We start from the raw sequence: 17,944 nt of genomic DNA on the forward strand, positions 1-17,944 counted from the left end.
TCAAAAATAATACTTTTGCAAATAGTCCATTTTTTCTTTCGTCAGCATGGCAATTTGTTTTGTGCCTTCAAACGTCACACTGTATGATTTTTTTGTATAAATAGAAAAGCTTTTTACAAAATGAAGATTGATAATGAAGGAGCGATGGGAACGAATAAAATTATTTTCCCTGAGACTACCTTCCAGCTCATTCATCGTCATATACGTTTCATACGATTGATTTGGTGTATAAATAGTTGTAGACCGTCCTGTTCGTTCGGCAAATATGATATCTTTTTTAGGGATCATTTCGATATGCCCTTTTTGTTTCAAAATAAGTCTTCCTGTGAGATTACCTGCATGCTGTTTATCTCGATATTTTGCAAGAGCTTGAAGGAGTCTTTCTTTTTTATACGGTTTCAAAATATAATCATGGACATTCAACTCAAAGGCATGTACGGCATACCCACTTTTAGCAGTAACGAAGATAACGCTGATCAATAGGCCGTGTGTTTGGATAAAATCAGCCAATTCATACCCTGAAATCCCCGGCATTTCAATATCGGCTATTAATAAATCAATCTTGTTTTTTTGAATCTCCGCGTATGCTTCCTCAGGATTTGTCGTGGCAAAAATGAGCTCGACATCCTCTTCTTCTTGTAAAATATATTTCAATTTATCTAAGTCGATGATTCTATCATCAACGATGCCTACTTTCATTTATTAAAAACCCCTTTGAAAATACTATCTTTCATTATAAAACATTTTTTAACAATCCGGTTCATAAAGATTTCAACCCCCTTCACGACATGTAACCCCCTCTTTGCGACATAATGGCAGACCAAAAATTTTTTCTGCCTTACAATACAGTTAGACATTGACACAAAGGAGAGGAACGGCATGATCGTCGTCGATCAAGTATCAAAACAATTTAAAGATAAAAAACAAGTAGTGAAAGCAATCGATTATTTATCGCTTCGTATTAAAAAAGGGCATGTTGTTGGGCTTATTGGTGAAAATGGCGCAGGAAAAACAACTTTGCTTCGTATGCTTTGTACGCTCATTCAACCTGATGAAGGGACAATTACTTTAGATGGAGAAAACATTTTTGAAAATAAAGAGAAGGTAAGAGCAAGGCTTGGAGTATTGTTTGGTTCGGAAACAGGTCTTTATAACAGATTGACTGCTCGTGAAAATCTAGAGTATTTCGGCAGCCTTTATGGAATGTCTTCTCATGATATTAAAAACCAAATTGAGATGCTGGCGAAACGATTTGGCATGCGCAAATATTTGGACCGAAAAGTTGAAGGATTTTCAAAAGGGATGAGGCAAAAGGTTGCGATTGCGCGTACGCTTATCCATGATCCGGATATTGTCCTATTTGATGAACCGACAACAGGTCTTGACATTACATCATCTAATATATTTCGTGAATTTATATACCAATACAAAAGCGAAGGGAAAACGATTGTATTTTCAACTCATATTATGGATGAAATTGCTCAGCTGTGCGAGGACGTTATTATGATGCATAAAGGTCAGATGGTTTATGAAGGAAGCCTTGAAGAACTATATGCTCAGGAAAACAGCAGAGATCTAAATTATTTATTTACATCGAAAGTAGTAAGAGGTGATCTATATGTTTAAAACAATTTTTCTTAAAGAAATGAAAGATGTATTAAGAGATAAACGAAGCATTACACTGCTTATCATTTTCCCTATACTGATGATGGCTGGACTTACATTTTTTTATGATAAAATTTTAACCTCTAGTGAGGAAGAAGATTTTACAATGGCAGTAGGTGAAGAAGTAGATTCTGAACTAATTTCACAATTAGAAAAGTATATGCCAACCTTGACGATAGAAAAGTTTCAAGATGTGCAAAAGGCAGTTGAAGAAAAAAAGGTTCAGATTGGAATCAAACTAGATGAGGATTGGAAGCAAAGATTAGAAAACCAGGAAGCAATACCAGTAAACGTTATTTTTGATCCGGGTAGCCAAGATTCTTCCACTGCCTCAAATATTGCAATGGCAGGTCTGAATCAATGGCAGCAGGAAGCGGTTCAACTAAGATTAGCAGGTCAAAATATTGATAGCAGTGTTCTAGAAGTCTTTCAAATTGAAACAAAAACGACAAAAGATGAAGATAACGCTATTGCTTCTTTTATGCTAGGAATCTTAATTCCACTTCTTATCCCAATGGCGATTGCTAATGGATCATACCCATCCGCAACTGAGCTTTTTGCAGGTGAGAAGGAAAAGAAAACAATAGAAGCATTGCTCATCACACCCATTAAACCAATCAAAATATTATTGGCGAAATGGATGACAATTTCATTGCTCGGAATATTCACTGGTGTATTATGTATTGCTTTACTAAGCATATTTGTCAATTTTACTACTGAGCTCAAAAAAGGACTTGCGGTTATCGCGAATCCTGTACCATTTGTCCTTATGAGTATTGTCTTGATTGTCTTATTTGCCATATTCTTTGCCGAAGTTGAAATGATTTTAAGCATGATGGCAAACTCGGTTAAGGAAGCAGGTCATTATATGACACCTGTTATTGGGATGATTACTCTTCCGATGCTGTTCATGTTTTTTGCAGGTGAAGCTTTAAGCCTTCCATTGTATGCTGTTCCACTCATGAATTTATTTTTATTCGTCCGCGATGCATTCAGCGGGCAGTTGACAATAGGTGCATTCGGGCTAGCAGCAGGAAGCTACGCTTTGTTAATAATCATCTTATTCCCTATAGCAGCCAAACTTTTTGGCAATCATCGCTTAATGTTAGGAAAATAATGATTGACATGACAGAAAATTTTTAATATCATCATAATCAATCAATTAAACAATTTTATTGCGAGTTCAAAAAAGAGGATAAAAAGGACCAAGTCGGCTAAATACGCTAACGTCCTGTCAGCAACGCCGACACTAGCACATCCTGTGCGTCGGAAGTTCCGTGCGGAATAGTTTTGAGCAGCGGAATGTATGCTTTTAGATACATGAGCAGCGGAGAAACAAGCCAACGAAGGAATTCGAAGTGTCATTTTTACCGGAGTTTTGAACATCCTATTTTAGGCAATGAAGAAGAATAGTAGCTTGTGTGACACTTAAGAGAGCCGGTGGTTGGTGCAAATCGGTGTGATTCGTGCAGGTGAATGGGCTTCTGAGCTTCCAAACCGAACCTTTGATAAATTTAGGTGTAGGCTTTGGCGAAAATCCCGTCGATACAAGGGAGCACGCATGAATGCATTTTGGCATCGTGCGGAAGAGAGCTTATTTTAGCTAAATAAAGGTGGCACCACGGTCCTTCGTCCTTTGGATGAGGGGCCTTTTTGCATTCAATTAAATAAATCAAAGCGTTGATCAAGAGTAGTATGTATCAGTGATTCGTTACAGAGAGCCGGTGTTGGTGTGAATCCGGTATGAAAGCTAATACTGAATGGACTTGAGAGTGATTTCCTGAATTATAGTAGGGAAATTCGGTTTTCCGCCGTTAAATGGATAGGGCATCGGATTAAATCCCGTGCCTGAAAGAGATGGGGATGTTTTTTATAAATCTCCAATACGAGGTGGCACCGCGGTTATATCGCCCTCAGATGAACACTAATTTGTGTTTATCTGGGGGCTTTTTTGTATTTCGAAAATAATAGGAAGGGGAAAAGAAGATGCAAACAAAACAAGTAAATTTTAAAATGAGAAAATTGAATGGGGATGTACTTACTCCGATTAACATTTTCTTGCGACTTGAGGGAACAAAAAAGTTTTTACTAGAGAGCTCCTTAAAACATAGTGAACAGGGACGCTATTCGTTTATTGGTGTGAATCCCGTTATGGAGATAGTTGGAAATGGAAACACGGCATCGGTCATTTCATTTACAGATGTTAAGGAGCAAATCGGATTGCCGCTTGATATTATACAAAACACACTGCCTAAATTAGATTTAGAACTCCCCTTCCCTTTTTATGGAGGGGCAGTAGGGTATGTTGGCTATGATGCCATTCGTCAGTATGTCGATATCGGCGAAGAGTTAAAAGATGAAATCAATATGCCGGACATTCATTTTATGGTCTATGAAGATGCAATCGTGTACGACCATTTAGCCCAATCCATCTATGTGCTCGCGATTGATTTAAACGGAGAGCGCACTGAGGAAGAATTAGAACAACGAATAAATAAATTGGAGGCACAAATATCTAGGAAAGAACAAGATGAGTCATTGACTGACTGTAAAATTGAATTTACGCCTCAACTAGAAAAAGAAGAATTCATCCGTAAGGTAGAGGTTGCACAAGAATTCATTAAAAAAGGGGAAATAGAACAAGTCGTCTTGTCGCAAAGAATGATTGGAAAGGTTGAAGCAGATCCGTTTCATTTTTACCGTGTATTAAGAAATTCAAATCCTTCACCATATATGTTTTACGTTGACTTTGATGAATATGTTGTTTTAGGTGCTTCTCCAGAAAGCTTTATAAAAACAAGTGGACGAATCGTCTCGACTAATCCGATTGCTGGAACCAGAAGACGAGGGGAAACACAAGATGAAGATCTTGCCTTAGAAGCTGAACTATTGGCAGATGAAAAAGAATTATCCGAACATAGAATGCTCGTAGATTTAAGTAGTGATGATCTTAGTAAAATATGTGTGGAAGATACGATAAAAATCAATAGCCATATGAAAATAGAACGTTATCGCCATGTTATGCACATTGTTTCAGAAATGGAAGGAACTTTGGCAGACGGAAAAACCGGTATCGACGCACTGATTTCCTGCATTCCTGCTGGCACCGTTTCTGGGGCTCCAAAGCCTCGCGCTATGCAGATCATCAATGATCTTGAAGAAGTGAAGCGTGGTGTATATGCAGGAGCGATTGGCTATATTAACGCAAATGGTGATGTCGACTTTGCAATCGCCATTCGTTCTCTCGTAATAAAAGATCAACACGCCTATTTGCAGGCAGGGGCCGGTATTGTTGCGGAGTCAATCCCTAAGAATGAATATAAGGAAACGATCAATAAGGCGAGAGCGCTCTTAAGTCCAAAGCCGTATTAAGTGAATGTTTTTATATAGGAAATTTCTTAATGATGTTTTGATGGATCGTTAAAAAATGGTCGCCCGTTAATTTTCATTCGAATAGGTGTGAATCGCATAAGAACTTAATCGTGATGTGACAAATTAGTCCAAAATTTTGAGTTCGAATCGTAGCAGAACCCACTGGATTATAGTAATTCAGCAACGAATAGCCAGGAATCGTATCAGAAAACGGTGGGGTTTTCAATAATTGGTTGGAGATTCTTTTTTCTATCAATTCCGATTTAATTTCACCTATTATTTACTCTAAAATATTATCAATACCATCTTGGAGTTTTATCATAAAAAGGAAAAACCATCATCTACTTCAAACGGATGATGGTTTTTTGCATGTATTTATCGTGTACCTCTCATATACGATTGAATTTTCGGTGACATCGCAAACAGGATAAAACCGAGTAAAATAGAAATTGCACCAATTACACCGAAGTAGATGATTTCTGTCTCTGGTTTGTACAATTTTACAAGCTGAGCATTAATTGCTTGTGCAGATGCATTAGATAGAAACCAAAGACTCATTGTCTGTGCCGAGAAGGCAGCAGGAGCCAATTTCGTTGTGGCAGAAAGACCAACAGGTGACAACAATAGTTCTCCTATTACTACAAGAAAGAAGCTAAGTACTAGCCACATTGGATTAACGAGGGTTTCCACTCCATTCATATAGGCAGGAGCAATCATCACGACAAAAGAAAGTCCTGCAAAAATAAGACCGATTGAGAACTTAGTTGGAGTTGATGGTTGACGGTTTCCTAGTTTTACCCACAACCAGGCAAATACTGGTGCGAAAATAACAATAAATAATGGGTTTAGCGATTGAAACCATGATGACTCCAATTTTATTCCGGCAAAATTCAATTGAGTCCTTTGGTCTGCATATTGAGCTAAAATAATGGAACCTTGTTCTTCTATTGCCCAGAACATAATAGCCGCTATAAACAAAGGAATATAAGCAATTAAATTAGATTTCTCATCATCCGTTGTTTTTTTACTTCGAAACATCAGAATGAAATACAGAGCAGGTATCAAGATACCAAGGATACTGACAAGCATTGTAAAACGATCAATTGTTAATATCCCGGTATTAATTGAGATAGCACCAAGAATAATGATGATGGCAGCAGCGATACCGAAGCTTAGAAATACCTTTCTTTTTTCATCTTCTGATAGGGGGTTAGGGACAAGAGAGCCTGCAAGACCCAAGTTCTTCTTTCTTGTAGCTAAAAAAATAATTAAGCCGAGTAACATGCCGATTGCAGCTACGCCAAACCCGAGATGAAAATTGTATCTTTGTCCAAGTGTTCCGACAATAAATGGTGCAATTAGCGCTCCTAAATTAATCCCCATAACAAAAATACTGAATCCTGCATCACGACGATTATCGTCTTTACGGTACAAATCACCAACCACACTGGAAACATTTGGCTTCAAAAGACCTGTTCCGATTACAATTAATCCCATTGATAAAAATAATGCCGTAATTCCGCCAGGAAAAGACAATGCGATATGGCCGCCCATAATTAGAATACCGCCATAAAATACAGTACTTTTTGTTCCTAGCAACCGATCCGCAATCCAGCCTCCGATAATTCCGGACATATAAACGAGGGATCCATATATGGCCATAACCGAAGCGGCGGTGGTCTTATCCATACCAAGCCCGCCTTCAGAAACGGCGTAGTACATATAATAAATTAATATGGCCCTCATTCCATAATAAGAAAAACGTTCCCAAAACTCAGTGAAAAATAGGGTGAATAGGCCCTTAGGATGACCGAAAAACCCTTTCTGAGGAACACTTTCAACGATTTCTTGTTTTGTCTTAAAATCCATGAGATTTCCCCTTCAATCATTTATTTAGTTATACTTTTCACATTTTTTTATGTTTAGCAGTGCCATCGACTAGCAAACTCCTTGTCCTTTTCCCTATGATAAGTCAACTTAAACTTGTTCCTCCTTAGGCTTCCTTTATCATAAGTTTTTATGTCGATGACCAATGCACTTACACCTTTCTTAGTGTTTACACTTTTTTCATAAAGATTCTTCACTGCTGTATATAGTTGAATAAATCTGACAATCATGATATTATGAAAATTTTTTCCAATAACTAATTGACATGACAAATTCTCTCATGCTACCATATGAGCATTCAAAACAATCAATATAAAGGAAGGGAGGCTGATCATGATGAAAAAGTTAATTGTAAACAAAAACAAATTGAATATGGACTCAGCCTGCCGTTTAATAGCATGATTTAACTTAACATTAGAGCAAAGACGCGGGCTGTAGAATACCCGTGTCTTTTTTATGTGAAGCATAGCTGCGCATATTTATAGGCGCCGCTATGCTTTTTTCATTTACTTTTGGGGAACAAGTGTTTCAGCACTTTTTATATAAAAAAATACGGGAGGAAATACAAATGACGATTTTTATTTTATTGAAGAAAACAGTGGAGCTGGAGAGTGGGTAGCGTAGCTTTCACTTGATTGGGTTGGCAAAAAGGGAGGTATAAAGAATGTTTAGCGTATTAACAAAATTAGGTTGGTTTTTTAAACAGCATTGGAAGCGTTATATGATAGCGCTTGTATTACTTGGTCTTGCAAATCTATTTGAAGTGATTCCACCAATGATTTTAGGATCAGCAATCGATAATATCTTTCTCGGATCTTTAACATTCAATACGTTATTAATGTATGTAGCGATATTGGGCGGTGGAGCACTATTAAACTATGGAATTACGTATGTTTGGCAGCATCAATTATTCGGTGGCGCTTTTATTGTGGAGAAAATGCTCCGCTCTCGCTTTATGAATCACTTATTAAAGATGACTCCAACATTTTTTGAGAAAAATAGAACAGGGGACTTAATGGCAAGAGGTACAAATGATTTACGGGCGATTTCCGTAACTGCAGGTTTTGGAATATTGACATTGTTTGACTCTACCATGTATATGATCACGATATTACTTACAATGGGTTTCCTTGTTTCTTGGAAACTAACATTTGCAGCTGTATTGCCGTTACCCATTCTTGCATGGGTTATTACGGTACTAGGTAATAAAATCCATACACGTTTCACGGCTGCACAAGATGCTTTTGGTGATATGAATGACCGTGTCCTTGAATCTGTGGCAGGTGTAAGAGTCACCCGCGCTTACGTCCAAGAAAAAGCGAGTGAAGAAGATTTTAAAAAAATGACGGAAGACGTGTACCAAAAAAATATTCATGTAGAAAGAATCGATGCCTTATTTAATCCAGCAACTAAAATCATAACAGGGATTAGCTATATTATTGGTCTTTCTTACGGAACATATTTAGTGTTTCATCAAGAAATATCATTGGGACTCTTAGTTTCATTCAATGTTTATTTAGGGATGCTCACTTGGCCAATGTTTGCGATTGGTGAATTGATAAATATTATGCAGCGAGGAAATGCATCACTCGACCGTGTTCAAGAAACATTGAACTACGAAGAAGATGTAAAAGACCCTGTCGCACCAAAATTAATTGAACAACCGGAAAATATTCGTCTTTCAAATGTGACATTCCGTTATCCTTCATCTAAAACAAATAACTTAGCTAACTTGAATGTTCTCATTAAACGTGGTGCTACCATTGGAGTTGTCGGGAAAACAGGAAGTGGGAAGACAACATTTATTAAACAGTTTTTACGTGAATATCCGCTAGGTGATGGAGATATATACATTTCCGATGTAAATATGAAAGATCAGTCGAAAGATCAAGTTCGCCGTTGGATTGGATATGTTCCTCAAGATCACGTTCTGTTTTCCAGAAGCGTAAGGGAGAATATTCTTTTCGGAGATGATGGAGCAACGGAGGAAGATCTAAAGAAAGCCATATACCTTGCTTATTTTGAAAAAGATTTACAGATGCTGCCGGAAGGGTTAGAAACACTCGTTGGAGAAAAAGGAGTGGCTTTATCCGGAGGCCAAAAGCAAAGAATTTCAATCGCAAGAGCGCTTATTAAAAATCCGGAGCTCTTAATATTGGATGATTCTTTATCCGCAGTAGATGCGAAAACAGAGTCTAGGATTATTAGAAACATCCGCGGGGAGCGAAGTGGAAAAACAACTATTATTACTACACACCGCCTATCCGCAATTGAACATGCAGACTGGATCATAGTCTTTGATGATGGAAAAATCGTTGAAGAGGGAACACATCAAGATCTGTTACAAGCAGAAGGATGGTATAAAGAACAATATGATAGACAACAAATTGAAGATTCGCTTCTTGAGGAGGTGAACGCATAATGACCGGAAAAAGATTATATAAATATGCATTGTTTTTTAAAGGTATCATTATTGCTGCACTGACGATGCTGACTATTTCGGTCGGTGCGGACGTCCTTGGCCCATTTGTAGCGAAGAAGCTAATTGATGAACATATATTAGGAATTGAAGATCATTGGCTGGAGTCAAGCCAAGGGAGATCATCGGTGGAATATGGAGGGAAATCCTATGTAAGGGAACTATATGCCACAGATGAGATCCTAGTGAAAAATGGGAGTAAGGCAACAATTTTACAGGTTGATCGAAAGTTTTATTTTGTAAATGACGCAGTTCCATTTGAAGGGGATCGCTCTATTAAGGGTGATAAACTGTCAATTACATTGAAAGGTGAAACGAAAGAATTTACAGCGAAAAAACTTTCTATAAACGATACACTTGCTTTTTACGAGCCAGAAATACCTGCCATTACAAAATTACTTGCTTTCTACTTTGGCTTATTCGTTATTGCGGCCATCTTTAATTATGGACAGTATTTTTATTTGCAAAAAGCAGCAAATCGGATCATTCAAAAAATGCGTATGGATGTATTTGCGCACGTACAACGTTTGCCGATTCGCTACTTTGACGATTTGCCAGCTGGGAAAGTTGTCGCGCGTATAACGAATGATACGGAAGCAATTCGTGAATTGTATGTGGCTGTATTATCGAATTTCTTTACAGGGTTCATCTATATTATTGGGATTTATATAGCGATGTTCATTCTAGATGCTAAGCTAGCACTGCTTTGTATGCTTCTAATTCCAATTTTATTTGCATGGATGATTTTTTATCGAAAATTTGCTTCTAAATACAACCATGTTATTCGTTCTAAAGTAAGTGAACTGAATGCGATGATTAATGAATCGATTCAAGGGATGACAATTATTCAAGCTTTCCGTCGTGAAAAGCAAATGAGCGCGGAATTTGAAGAGTTGAATGAAACACATTTTCGCTATCAAAATAAACTTCTGATTTTGAATTCATTATCGTCACATAATTTCGTTGGAGTACTAAAAAATATTGTGTTCGTCGGATTTATTTGGTATTTCGGAAGTAATTCATTAGGAGCTCATTCTGTCGTCACAATTGGTGTTTTATATGCCTATGTTGATTATATAAACCGATTATTTTGGCCAGTTATGAACATCGTCAATCAATTCTCTAATCTCGAGCAAGCTTTAGTTGCAGGGCAGCGAGTTTTTCGTTTGCTTGACGAACAAGGAGAAGAGGTCAGCTCTGAAAGAATGGAACGGTATAAAGGAAATGTTACATTTGACCATGTTTATTTTGGATATAAAGAAAATGAATATGTGTTAAAGGATATTCACTTTGAAGCAAAACAAGGGGAAACTGTGGCACTTGTCGGGCATACTGGTTCCGGAAAAAGCTCGATTATGAATGTATTATTCCGTTTTTATGATTGCAACAAAGGTGAAATTAGCGTTGACGGGAAAAACATACAAGATATTCCAAAGCAGGCACTGCGTGAGCATATGGGAATTGTTTTGCAAGATCCTTATTTGTTTACAGGTACGATTGCTTCAAATGTAAGCTTGAATGATCCGCGGATATCCCGTGAGAAAGTCGAAGAGGCATTGAAAGCAGTTGGAGCAGACCGCGTACTGAAAAACTTAGAAAAAGGTATCGATGAGCCCGTTATTGAAAAAGGAAGTACTCTTTCCTCTGGACAGCGCCAGCTCATATCTTTTGCTCGAGCATTGGCGTTCGATCCTGCTATTCTAATTTTAGATGAAGCGACTTCCAGCATAGATACGGAAACCGAAACAATTATTCAAGAGGCGATGGATGTGTTGAAAAAAGGGCGAACAACCTTTATTATCGCCCACCGTCTATCCACAATAAAAAATGCCGATCAGATTTTAGTCCTTGATCGTGGAACCATTGTGGAACGAGGAAATCACGATGAGCTAATGGAGAAAAAAGGTAAATACTATCAAATGTACCAGCTTCAGCAAGGACAAAAACTTGGTGCTTAATAGAAAAATGTAAGCATCTGTTCATCGAGGTTCTTGGACTATCGGAGAGAGAAGGGCGATAGCGCGTCGGTAGGAGCAGAAGCAGGACAAAGAAACAGAAAACGGCATTTCCTATTTTTAGGGAGTGTCGTTTTTCTGTATAAGAAAATGCAATTCATCGTGCCGTAAACCGTGACTTTACTATGCTGGAGGTCACGATGGATAGTTCAATGAGCCCTCTCATCTATTATTTGAGACTTTAAGGTCACAATGACTCGTTCATCGTGACCTTATTTGCGTTTTTTATAAATTCTTAATCACAAAAAGGTAGTTCAATATAATCGCGATTTTGGCTTTTTCACCTACTAATACGAATGAATGCAGGTTTGCAGTAATGCTAAGGGGGCTATTCTTACATCTTTTCCTGCATTCTGCAATCAACAAAATCTAGTTCTAAAGTGATGCTATTTGCCATGTTCATGATGAATTCTCTAGGTATAAATAATTGTTTTTTTTTATCCCTTCTCAATCTTAAAGGAATTAGTGAATGTCCACAGAAGTATTAGGGAAGCGTTTTCAAACAAGTAGATAAGAAATAATTTTAAAAGGGATGATGAAAAAGATGATTGGTAGGTTGTTAGTCGTTATTGTAGCAGTTGTATTTTTATTCTCCATTACCGTAAATTTTACTGGATCAACTTTTGCTTCGAGTTACTCACCAGATGCTTCCATCAAGAATACTCCTCAGTCTGTTAACAAAAAAGAACCCTTTGCTTTATTTGAAAATCCTATTTTAGGGGATGGGGCAGATCCTTGGGTTGTAAAACATTCGGATGGATACTATTATTACACTCACACGACGGGAAGAGACATTACAATCTGGAAGTCGAAAACATTAACTGGATTAGCCGACGCTCCGAAAAAGACAGTATATATCCCTAGTGACGATGGTCCACATAGTCAAAGTATATGGGCGCCGGAGATTCATTTTATTGACGGGAAATGGTATATCTATTTTGCTGCATCAGGAAACACAGGCAGTCATCGTATGTATGTCCTGCAATCGGAAGGCTCAGATCCATTTGGTCCATACTCATTTCCGGACGGAACGGAATATGGGAAAATTACCGATCCTACCGATAAATGGGCAATTGACGGAACGGTATTGGAATATAAAAATAAATTATATTTTATTTGGTCTGGTTGGGAAGGCGATGTTAATGTAAGCCAGCATCTATACATTGCACCTATGTCTAACCCGTGGACGATAAGCGGGGAACGTGTAGAAATCTCAAGACCGGAGCTTGCATGGGAAAAAAACGGTTTTCCACTGATTAATGAAGGACCGCAAGTCTTGAAAAATAAGCAAGGAAAAGTATTTATTATATATTCGGCTAGCGGAAGTTGGACAAATGATTACTGTTTAGGAATGCTATCTTTCGAAGGGGCAAATCCACTTGATGCTTCTTCCTGGAGGAAACATCTACATCCAACTTTTGAAACAAATACAGATGCGGATGTATATGGACCAGGACATAGTAGTTTTGTAAAATCACCAGACGGCAAGGAAGATTGGATTGTTTATCATGCAGCCAAATTTAAAGATGGAGGCTGGACTAGAAATGTAAGGATGCAGAAGTTTTCATGGAATAAGGATGGAACTCCTAACTTTGGCAAGCCAGTTGGAACCAAGACCCTATTACGTGTGCCATCTGGAGAAACGGAAGGAGCATTAATTCCAAGCTTGCCTGGAGAGGTTTATCACTATGAAGCAGAAGATGCAACAGTTAATAATGCAAGGATTCATATAAATACAAGTGCATCCGGTCATAAAAAAGTAGGACATATTGATTTTATTGATAGCTATATAGAATTTAAAGTAGATGTACCTTTGGGAGATTATACATTGGTCGTGAGATATGGAAATGGAATGGGACAGCCATCTTCTCACCTTGTTACAGTAAATGGTCAATCATATGGAGAAGTAGTTTATGAGAGTCATGGATGGGAAAATTGGCAGGACGCTAAACTAGATATTCATCTAAATTCAGCACAAAACACAATTAGGATTTCTAAAGGTCATTTATATGCTGAAATTGATTATATTCAAGTAATTCCAAAAGAAACAAAAGTTTATAAATACGAAGCGGAATTTGCAAAACTTCATAAAGCTAATATAATAAATGATTCTTTTTCATCAAATGGTCAAAAAGTAGGCGGTATGAATCAGAGCGGCAGCTTCGCCCGATTTGAAATCAGTGCAAACAGCTCAGGCACTTATAAAATGAAAATTAAATATGCAGATGCTACAGACGCAAAAAGTTCGCATATTTTAACCGTAAATGAGGGCTTTAACACAACAATATCGCATGAGACTAAGGGCGAGAACAATTTGCAGGAAACAACCGTAGTAATACCATTAAATGAAGGTAAAAATGTCATTATGTTTAACAAAGGTATTGGTTTTGCTGCTGATATCGACTTTTTTACAATAGAGAAGATAGAATAAAATAGAAAAAATATTTTTGCTTAAAGACTCTTTCTTTATTCTCTTGGGAAGAGTCTTGTTAATGATGAATTTATTTCGATTGACCCATTTTCCGCCTCTGCATACTTGAGAGAAGTCTATGATAAAACAAAGGGCCTTTTGTCCGAGGTTCAATATATTCGTATGAAAAAAGACCTTGCAAGGACCAGTATTAAAGAACTGTTTTCTCTTTTCTATCTAATATTAATAGGAGAAAATTTACATTTTATGTTAAGGTATTGAATGATTTATTACATAACTGTAGGGAGAGGCTTAGGAAAATGAAAAAGAAATTAATGATATTTACTATGGTATTTTTATTATTAGTATTATCTGCTTGCGGGCCATCAAATGAAACTAGTAATCAAAAAGATAATAATGCGACCCCAGATGCAGTTGAGAATGAAAGTAAAACTGGAGAAACAACAGCTAACAAAGAAGATGATAACCAAGACGAGGTTGAACAAAAATCAGAAACAGAAGAAGAAAACAGCTCCGAAGAAGCTGATGGAGAAGTTTTAGAGTCTACAACATCCTCGAATGAAACGGATAGTACAGATGACCAGCCTTCTGAGAACATGCTAGAAGGAAAAAAGATCATTAAATATGATGGGGATAGTGTCATTTATACGATTGAAAGTGCCACATTTAATAATAAAGTTACGACTAGCAATCCGAAAGATGATTCGGTTGCAAGGACTATTTTATCAGATAATGAAATTTACTTGCACGTTAAAGGAACAATAGAAAATGAAACAAAGGATAGCGTTCCTTATGCAGGTTCCCTAGGATTAATTCGCTTTTTGGTTATTTATGATGGAAAGCATGAGTTTGATGGTTATGGGGCAGTGGAGGAAGAGGATGGTAGCGATTTTAAAGGTTCTTCGTCTGTTGATGCGTTTACTACAAGAAAAGTTCATTACTACTCGAAATTGCCATTGGCTGTTTCAAAATCTGATAAGCCATTAGATTTGATTGTGTACGCAGGGAAAGAAGAATACAAAATTAAATTACGTTAAAAAAGGACCGAGCTAATGAACCAAGCAGTTCATTGGCTAAGGTCCTTTCATCATTTAAATGATAAAGAACGTTAAGATTGAAAGTAAAAAGGATGCTATAACCATAGCGATCAATGGTTTTAGGGCCTTTGTTCTCAAATCACCTAGGCTAACATTTAACCCGAGCCCGACCATGGCAGCAGTCAATAACCAACTAGTCACCGACGTAACAAAGCTTTTTACACCCTCAGGATATGGAATAGCTTGTCCTAAAATATAGCTTCCGATCACGCTCATAATGATAAAACCGATCAAAAACCATGGGAATTCAATTTTTGCTGCCGCACTATCCCCTGCTGTTTTTCTCTTCATCCAATACATAAAAATAAAACAAAGGGGAATAAGCAAGAATACACGTCCCAATTTTGCAAGCAAGCCAATTGCCAACGCATCTTCTCCACCCACATCTGCGGCAAGAATTACTTGCGCAATCTCATGAAGGCTTATTCCCGACCAAGTGCCAAATTCGATATCTGTCAGCGGTAAGAGCGGGCGTATAAGGGTATAGGCTATTGCGAAGACTGTTCCCACAAGTGCTATGATACCCACGCTTATGGCTGTATCTTCATCTTTTGACTTAATAATAGGTGCAACTGCTGCAATAGCTGCAGCACCACAAACGCCAGTACCGACACCAACCAATAAAGAAATTGTTGGATTTGCTTTCAAGCGCTTTGCAAGCCAGACCGTAACGAGAATTGCAAAAATAATCACACCTACATCCTTTGCAAGAAGGCCAAGTCCATCTTGAAGAACGACTGCAATATTTAATTTAAGACCATATAAAATAATAGCAGCCCGTAACAATCTTTTTGATGAAAATGCAATTCCAGGGCGAATGGCTTCAGGGTAACCAAAAATTTGCCGGAAAATAATAGCTATGATAATCGCACATGCGAGCTGTCCTACCATATTAAACCCCGGAACTTTGGCTAGCCAAAAGCCAAGGAATGCAATCAAAAATGTAAAGGCAATTCCACCCACCATTGGAGTGCCTATTGATTGCGGTTTTTTCCTTTCTTGTTGTTTTTCCATAAATAAACCTCCAAATAATAATGTCCTATTACAGAATAATATTTTTTTCCATATAAGAAAAATAAATCATTATAATAGTAATGATAAGTAAACACTTATAGTTGAGGTGAGAATAAATGGAACATCAGTTGGAGGTATTTGTAAAAGTTGCAGAAAAAGAAAGCTTTTCACGTGCAGCGGAAGAACTTCATATGACGCAGCCAGCGGTTAGTCAATACATACAACTTTTTGAGCGTGAAATGGGCACGAAATTACTAGAACGGAGTAATAAATATGTCCGATTAAATAAAGCAGGTGAAATTGTCTATCACCATGCAAAAGAAATTATAGGCCTCTATACCAAAATGCAACGTTTAGTTGATGATGTTACGAATAAAACAAGTGGCCCCTTATCAATTGGAGCCAGCTACACATTTGGCGAGTATGTGCTACCACATATCATTGCGCTTACTCTTGAAAAATATCCACTTATTAAGCCAACTATCACCATCGGAAATACAAAGGAAATCGCCGAGCTTGTTACGAGTCACCAATTGGATATCGGTATTATTGAAGGTGGATTAAAAAACACAAAATTAAACATTGAGCCTTTTTCTGAGGATAAAATGTATGTTTTTGTTTCTTCAAATCATCGATTGGCTAGTAGAGATGGAGAGATACCAGTTTCTGAACTAGAAGATGAAACATGGATAGTTAGGGAAAATGGATCGGGAACGCGCGAAGCCACCGATGATGTATTTAGTATATTTCATTTAGCCCCCCAAAAAATTATGGAGTTTGGAAGCAACCAACTTATTAAAGAGTCAGTTGAAGCTAGTCTTGGAGTAAGTTTACTATCCCATTGGGCTATACGGAAGGAAGTTGAGATTGGGTCACTAAAAATATTAAAGATAAAAGGCTTACCCTACACTCGACAGTTTTCTGCGATTGTCCAAACACCTTTCCATACAAAAGCAATGGATAGTTTTCTTCACTTATTAAGAGAGGAAAATCTCATTTACAACATTGGGAAAAAGGGTTATCAACCTTTTCAATCATAAATGGCTTTGCAAGATTTAATATAACCATGCAGTTGATCGGAATGGAGAGCGCCAAGACTACGGGGCAGGAAGGCGACAGGAAGATCCTATTTTTTAGCCTGCTAAGTCGCCTCTATTTTTCAATACAAGTAGAAAGAGAGGCGCCTGGAACGGAAATCCCCCACCATTGCTAGACAGCAATAAGCGAGCATTCGGAGCAGAAATTCGATGCACAAATTTAAGTATGACAAAAAACGAAAAAAGGTATTGAAGTATCTACGTATTTAGGTATAATAATGTGAGGTTTAAAGTAAACTTAAAGTTTTGTAATACTAAACTTTATTTACTAATAGTTTACTAATATTAAACAATTGAGGTCATATTGATGCTAATCGGAAATAAAATTAAGAATTTACGATTGAAGAAAGGGCTGACGCAAGAGGAGTTAGGGGAACGCACTGATTTAAGTAAAGGCTATATTTCACAATTAGAAAGAGATTTAAGCTCGCCTTCAATCGATACATTCTTTAACATACTTGAGGTACTTGGCTGTACTCCGAAACAGTTTTTTGATGAAGAAGAGCGTGAACAAAAAGTAGTGTATAGAGAAGAAGATCAAACTCAATATAAAGATGATGAAAAGGGATATGAAATCAAATGGTTTGTCCCGGAATCGAATGAAATGGAAATGGAACCAATCTGGCTTACGTTAGAGGAAAATGGAGAGTTCAAGGAGTTTGAACCGTCTTTGTCAGAAACCTTCGCATACGTGATGAAGGGTCAGATCATGATTCAATTAGGCAAACACACGTATTATGCAAAAGCCGGTGAATCTGTTTATTTTCAAGCATCTCATCAACATCAAATAAGTAATGTGCACAAAGGGATATCGGAACTGATATTAGTTGCCACCGATTCGTATTTGTAAGCATAAGTCACGGTAATTACGATAAATGGAGGGACAA

12 protein-coding genes and 2 other annotated features are annotated in these 17,944 nt (G+C 37.5%); of the genes, 9 read left to right on the top strand and 3 right to left on the bottom strand.

Features of this window, described 5'->3' with window-relative positions; genetic code table 11:
• Positions 1-699 (bottom strand): LytR/AlgR family response regulator transcription factor, encoded by a 699-nt coding sequence (locus tag MT489_RS20240; RefSeq protein WP_244683371.1) that lies wholly within the window; start codon positions 697-699, stop codon positions 1-3.
• Positions 700-879: 180 nt separating this feature from the next.
• On the opposite strand from MT489_RS20240, the gene MT489_RS20245 reads away from it, so the two are divergent.
• From MT489_RS20245 to trpE, 3 genes are all read left to right on the top strand, one after another.
• Positions 880-1,626 (top strand): ATP-binding cassette domain-containing protein, encoded by a 747-nt coding sequence (locus tag MT489_RS20245; protein ID WP_244683372.1) that lies wholly within the window; start codon positions 880-882, stop codon positions 1,624-1,626.
• Positions 1,619-2,782, top strand: a complete 1,164-nt coding sequence (locus MT489_RS20250; RefSeq protein WP_244683373.1) for an ABC transporter permease — start codon at positions 1,619-1,621, stop codon at positions 2,780-2,782. The genes MT489_RS20245 and MT489_RS20250 overlap by 8 nt, the downstream gene beginning before the upstream one ends.
• A gap of 273 nt (positions 2,783-3,055) precedes the next feature.
• Positions 3,056-3,305: a binding site (T-box leader), on the top strand.
• A gap of 31 nt (positions 3,306-3,336) precedes the next feature.
• Positions 3,337-3,583 (top strand) — a binding site (T-box leader).
• 68 nt (positions 3,584-3,651) lie between these two features.
• The gene (gene trpE, locus MT489_RS20255; protein ID WP_244683374.1) at positions 3,652-5,037 is read left to right on the top strand and encodes an anthranilate synthase component I; all 1,386 of its coding nucleotides are present in this window, start codon (positions 3,652-3,654) and stop codon (positions 5,035-5,037) included.
• 375 nt (positions 5,038-5,412) lie between these two features.
• On the opposite strand, the gene MT489_RS20260 is transcribed toward trpE, so the two are convergent.
• Positions 5,413-6,906, bottom strand: coding sequence for a peptide MFS transporter (locus tag MT489_RS20260; RefSeq protein ID WP_244683375.1), 1,494 nt, complete (start codon positions 6,904-6,906; stop codon positions 5,413-5,415).
• A gap of 682 nt (positions 6,907-7,588) precedes the next feature.
• Between MT489_RS20260 and MT489_RS20265 the strand changes: the two genes are divergently transcribed.
• The 4 genes from MT489_RS20265 (at position 7,589) to MT489_RS20280 (ending at position 14,886) form a co-directional block, all read left to right on the top strand.
• Positions 7,589-9,346: an ABC transporter ATP-binding protein gene (locus MT489_RS20265; protein ID WP_244683376.1), complete on the top strand. Its 1,758-nt coding sequence runs from the start codon at positions 7,589-7,591 to the stop codon at positions 9,344-9,346.
• A complete protein-coding gene (locus tag MT489_RS20270; protein ID WP_280518723.1) occupies positions 9,346-11,361 on the top strand; it encodes an ABC transporter ATP-binding protein in 2,016 nt (671 codons plus the stop codon). Before MT489_RS20265 ends, MT489_RS20270 begins: the two co-directional genes overlap by 1 nt.
• Before the next feature lie 601 nt (positions 11,362-11,962).
• The gene (locus tag MT489_RS20275; RefSeq protein WP_244683377.1) at positions 11,963-13,849 is read left to right on the top strand and encodes a family 43 glycosylhydrolase; all 1,887 of its coding nucleotides are present in this window, start codon (positions 11,963-11,965) and stop codon (positions 13,847-13,849) included.
• 299 nt (positions 13,850-14,148) lie between these two features.
• Entirely contained in the window at positions 14,149-14,886 is a 738-nt protein-coding gene (locus MT489_RS20280; protein WP_244683378.1) for a hypothetical protein, read from the top strand.
• Between the two features lie 54 nt (positions 14,887-14,940).
• Here MT489_RS20280 and MT489_RS20285 read toward each other — a convergent pair whose 3' ends face one another.
• Positions 14,941-15,960, bottom strand: a complete 1,020-nt coding sequence (locus tag MT489_RS20285) for a YeiH family protein (RefSeq protein ID WP_244683379.1) — start codon at positions 15,958-15,960, stop codon at positions 14,941-14,943.
• Between the two features lie 116 nt (positions 15,961-16,076).
• Between MT489_RS20285 and MT489_RS20290 the strand changes: the two genes are divergently transcribed.
• The gene (locus MT489_RS20290; protein WP_244683380.1) at positions 16,077-17,000 is read left to right on the top strand and encodes a LysR family transcriptional regulator; all 924 of its coding nucleotides are present in this window, start codon (positions 16,077-16,079) and stop codon (positions 16,998-17,000) included.
• A gap of 364 nt (positions 17,001-17,364) precedes the next feature.
• Positions 17,365-17,907, top strand: a complete 543-nt coding sequence (locus MT489_RS20295; RefSeq protein ID WP_244683381.1) for a helix-turn-helix domain-containing protein — start codon at positions 17,365-17,367, stop codon at positions 17,905-17,907.
• Positions 17,908-17,944 lie beyond the last annotated feature (37 nt).

Source organism: Lederbergia wuyishanensis, assembly GCF_022900255.1.
In the GTDB taxonomy this organism is placed as follows: domain Bacteria; phylum Bacillota; class Bacilli; order Bacillales; family Bacillaceae_C; genus Lederbergia; species Lederbergia wuyishanensis.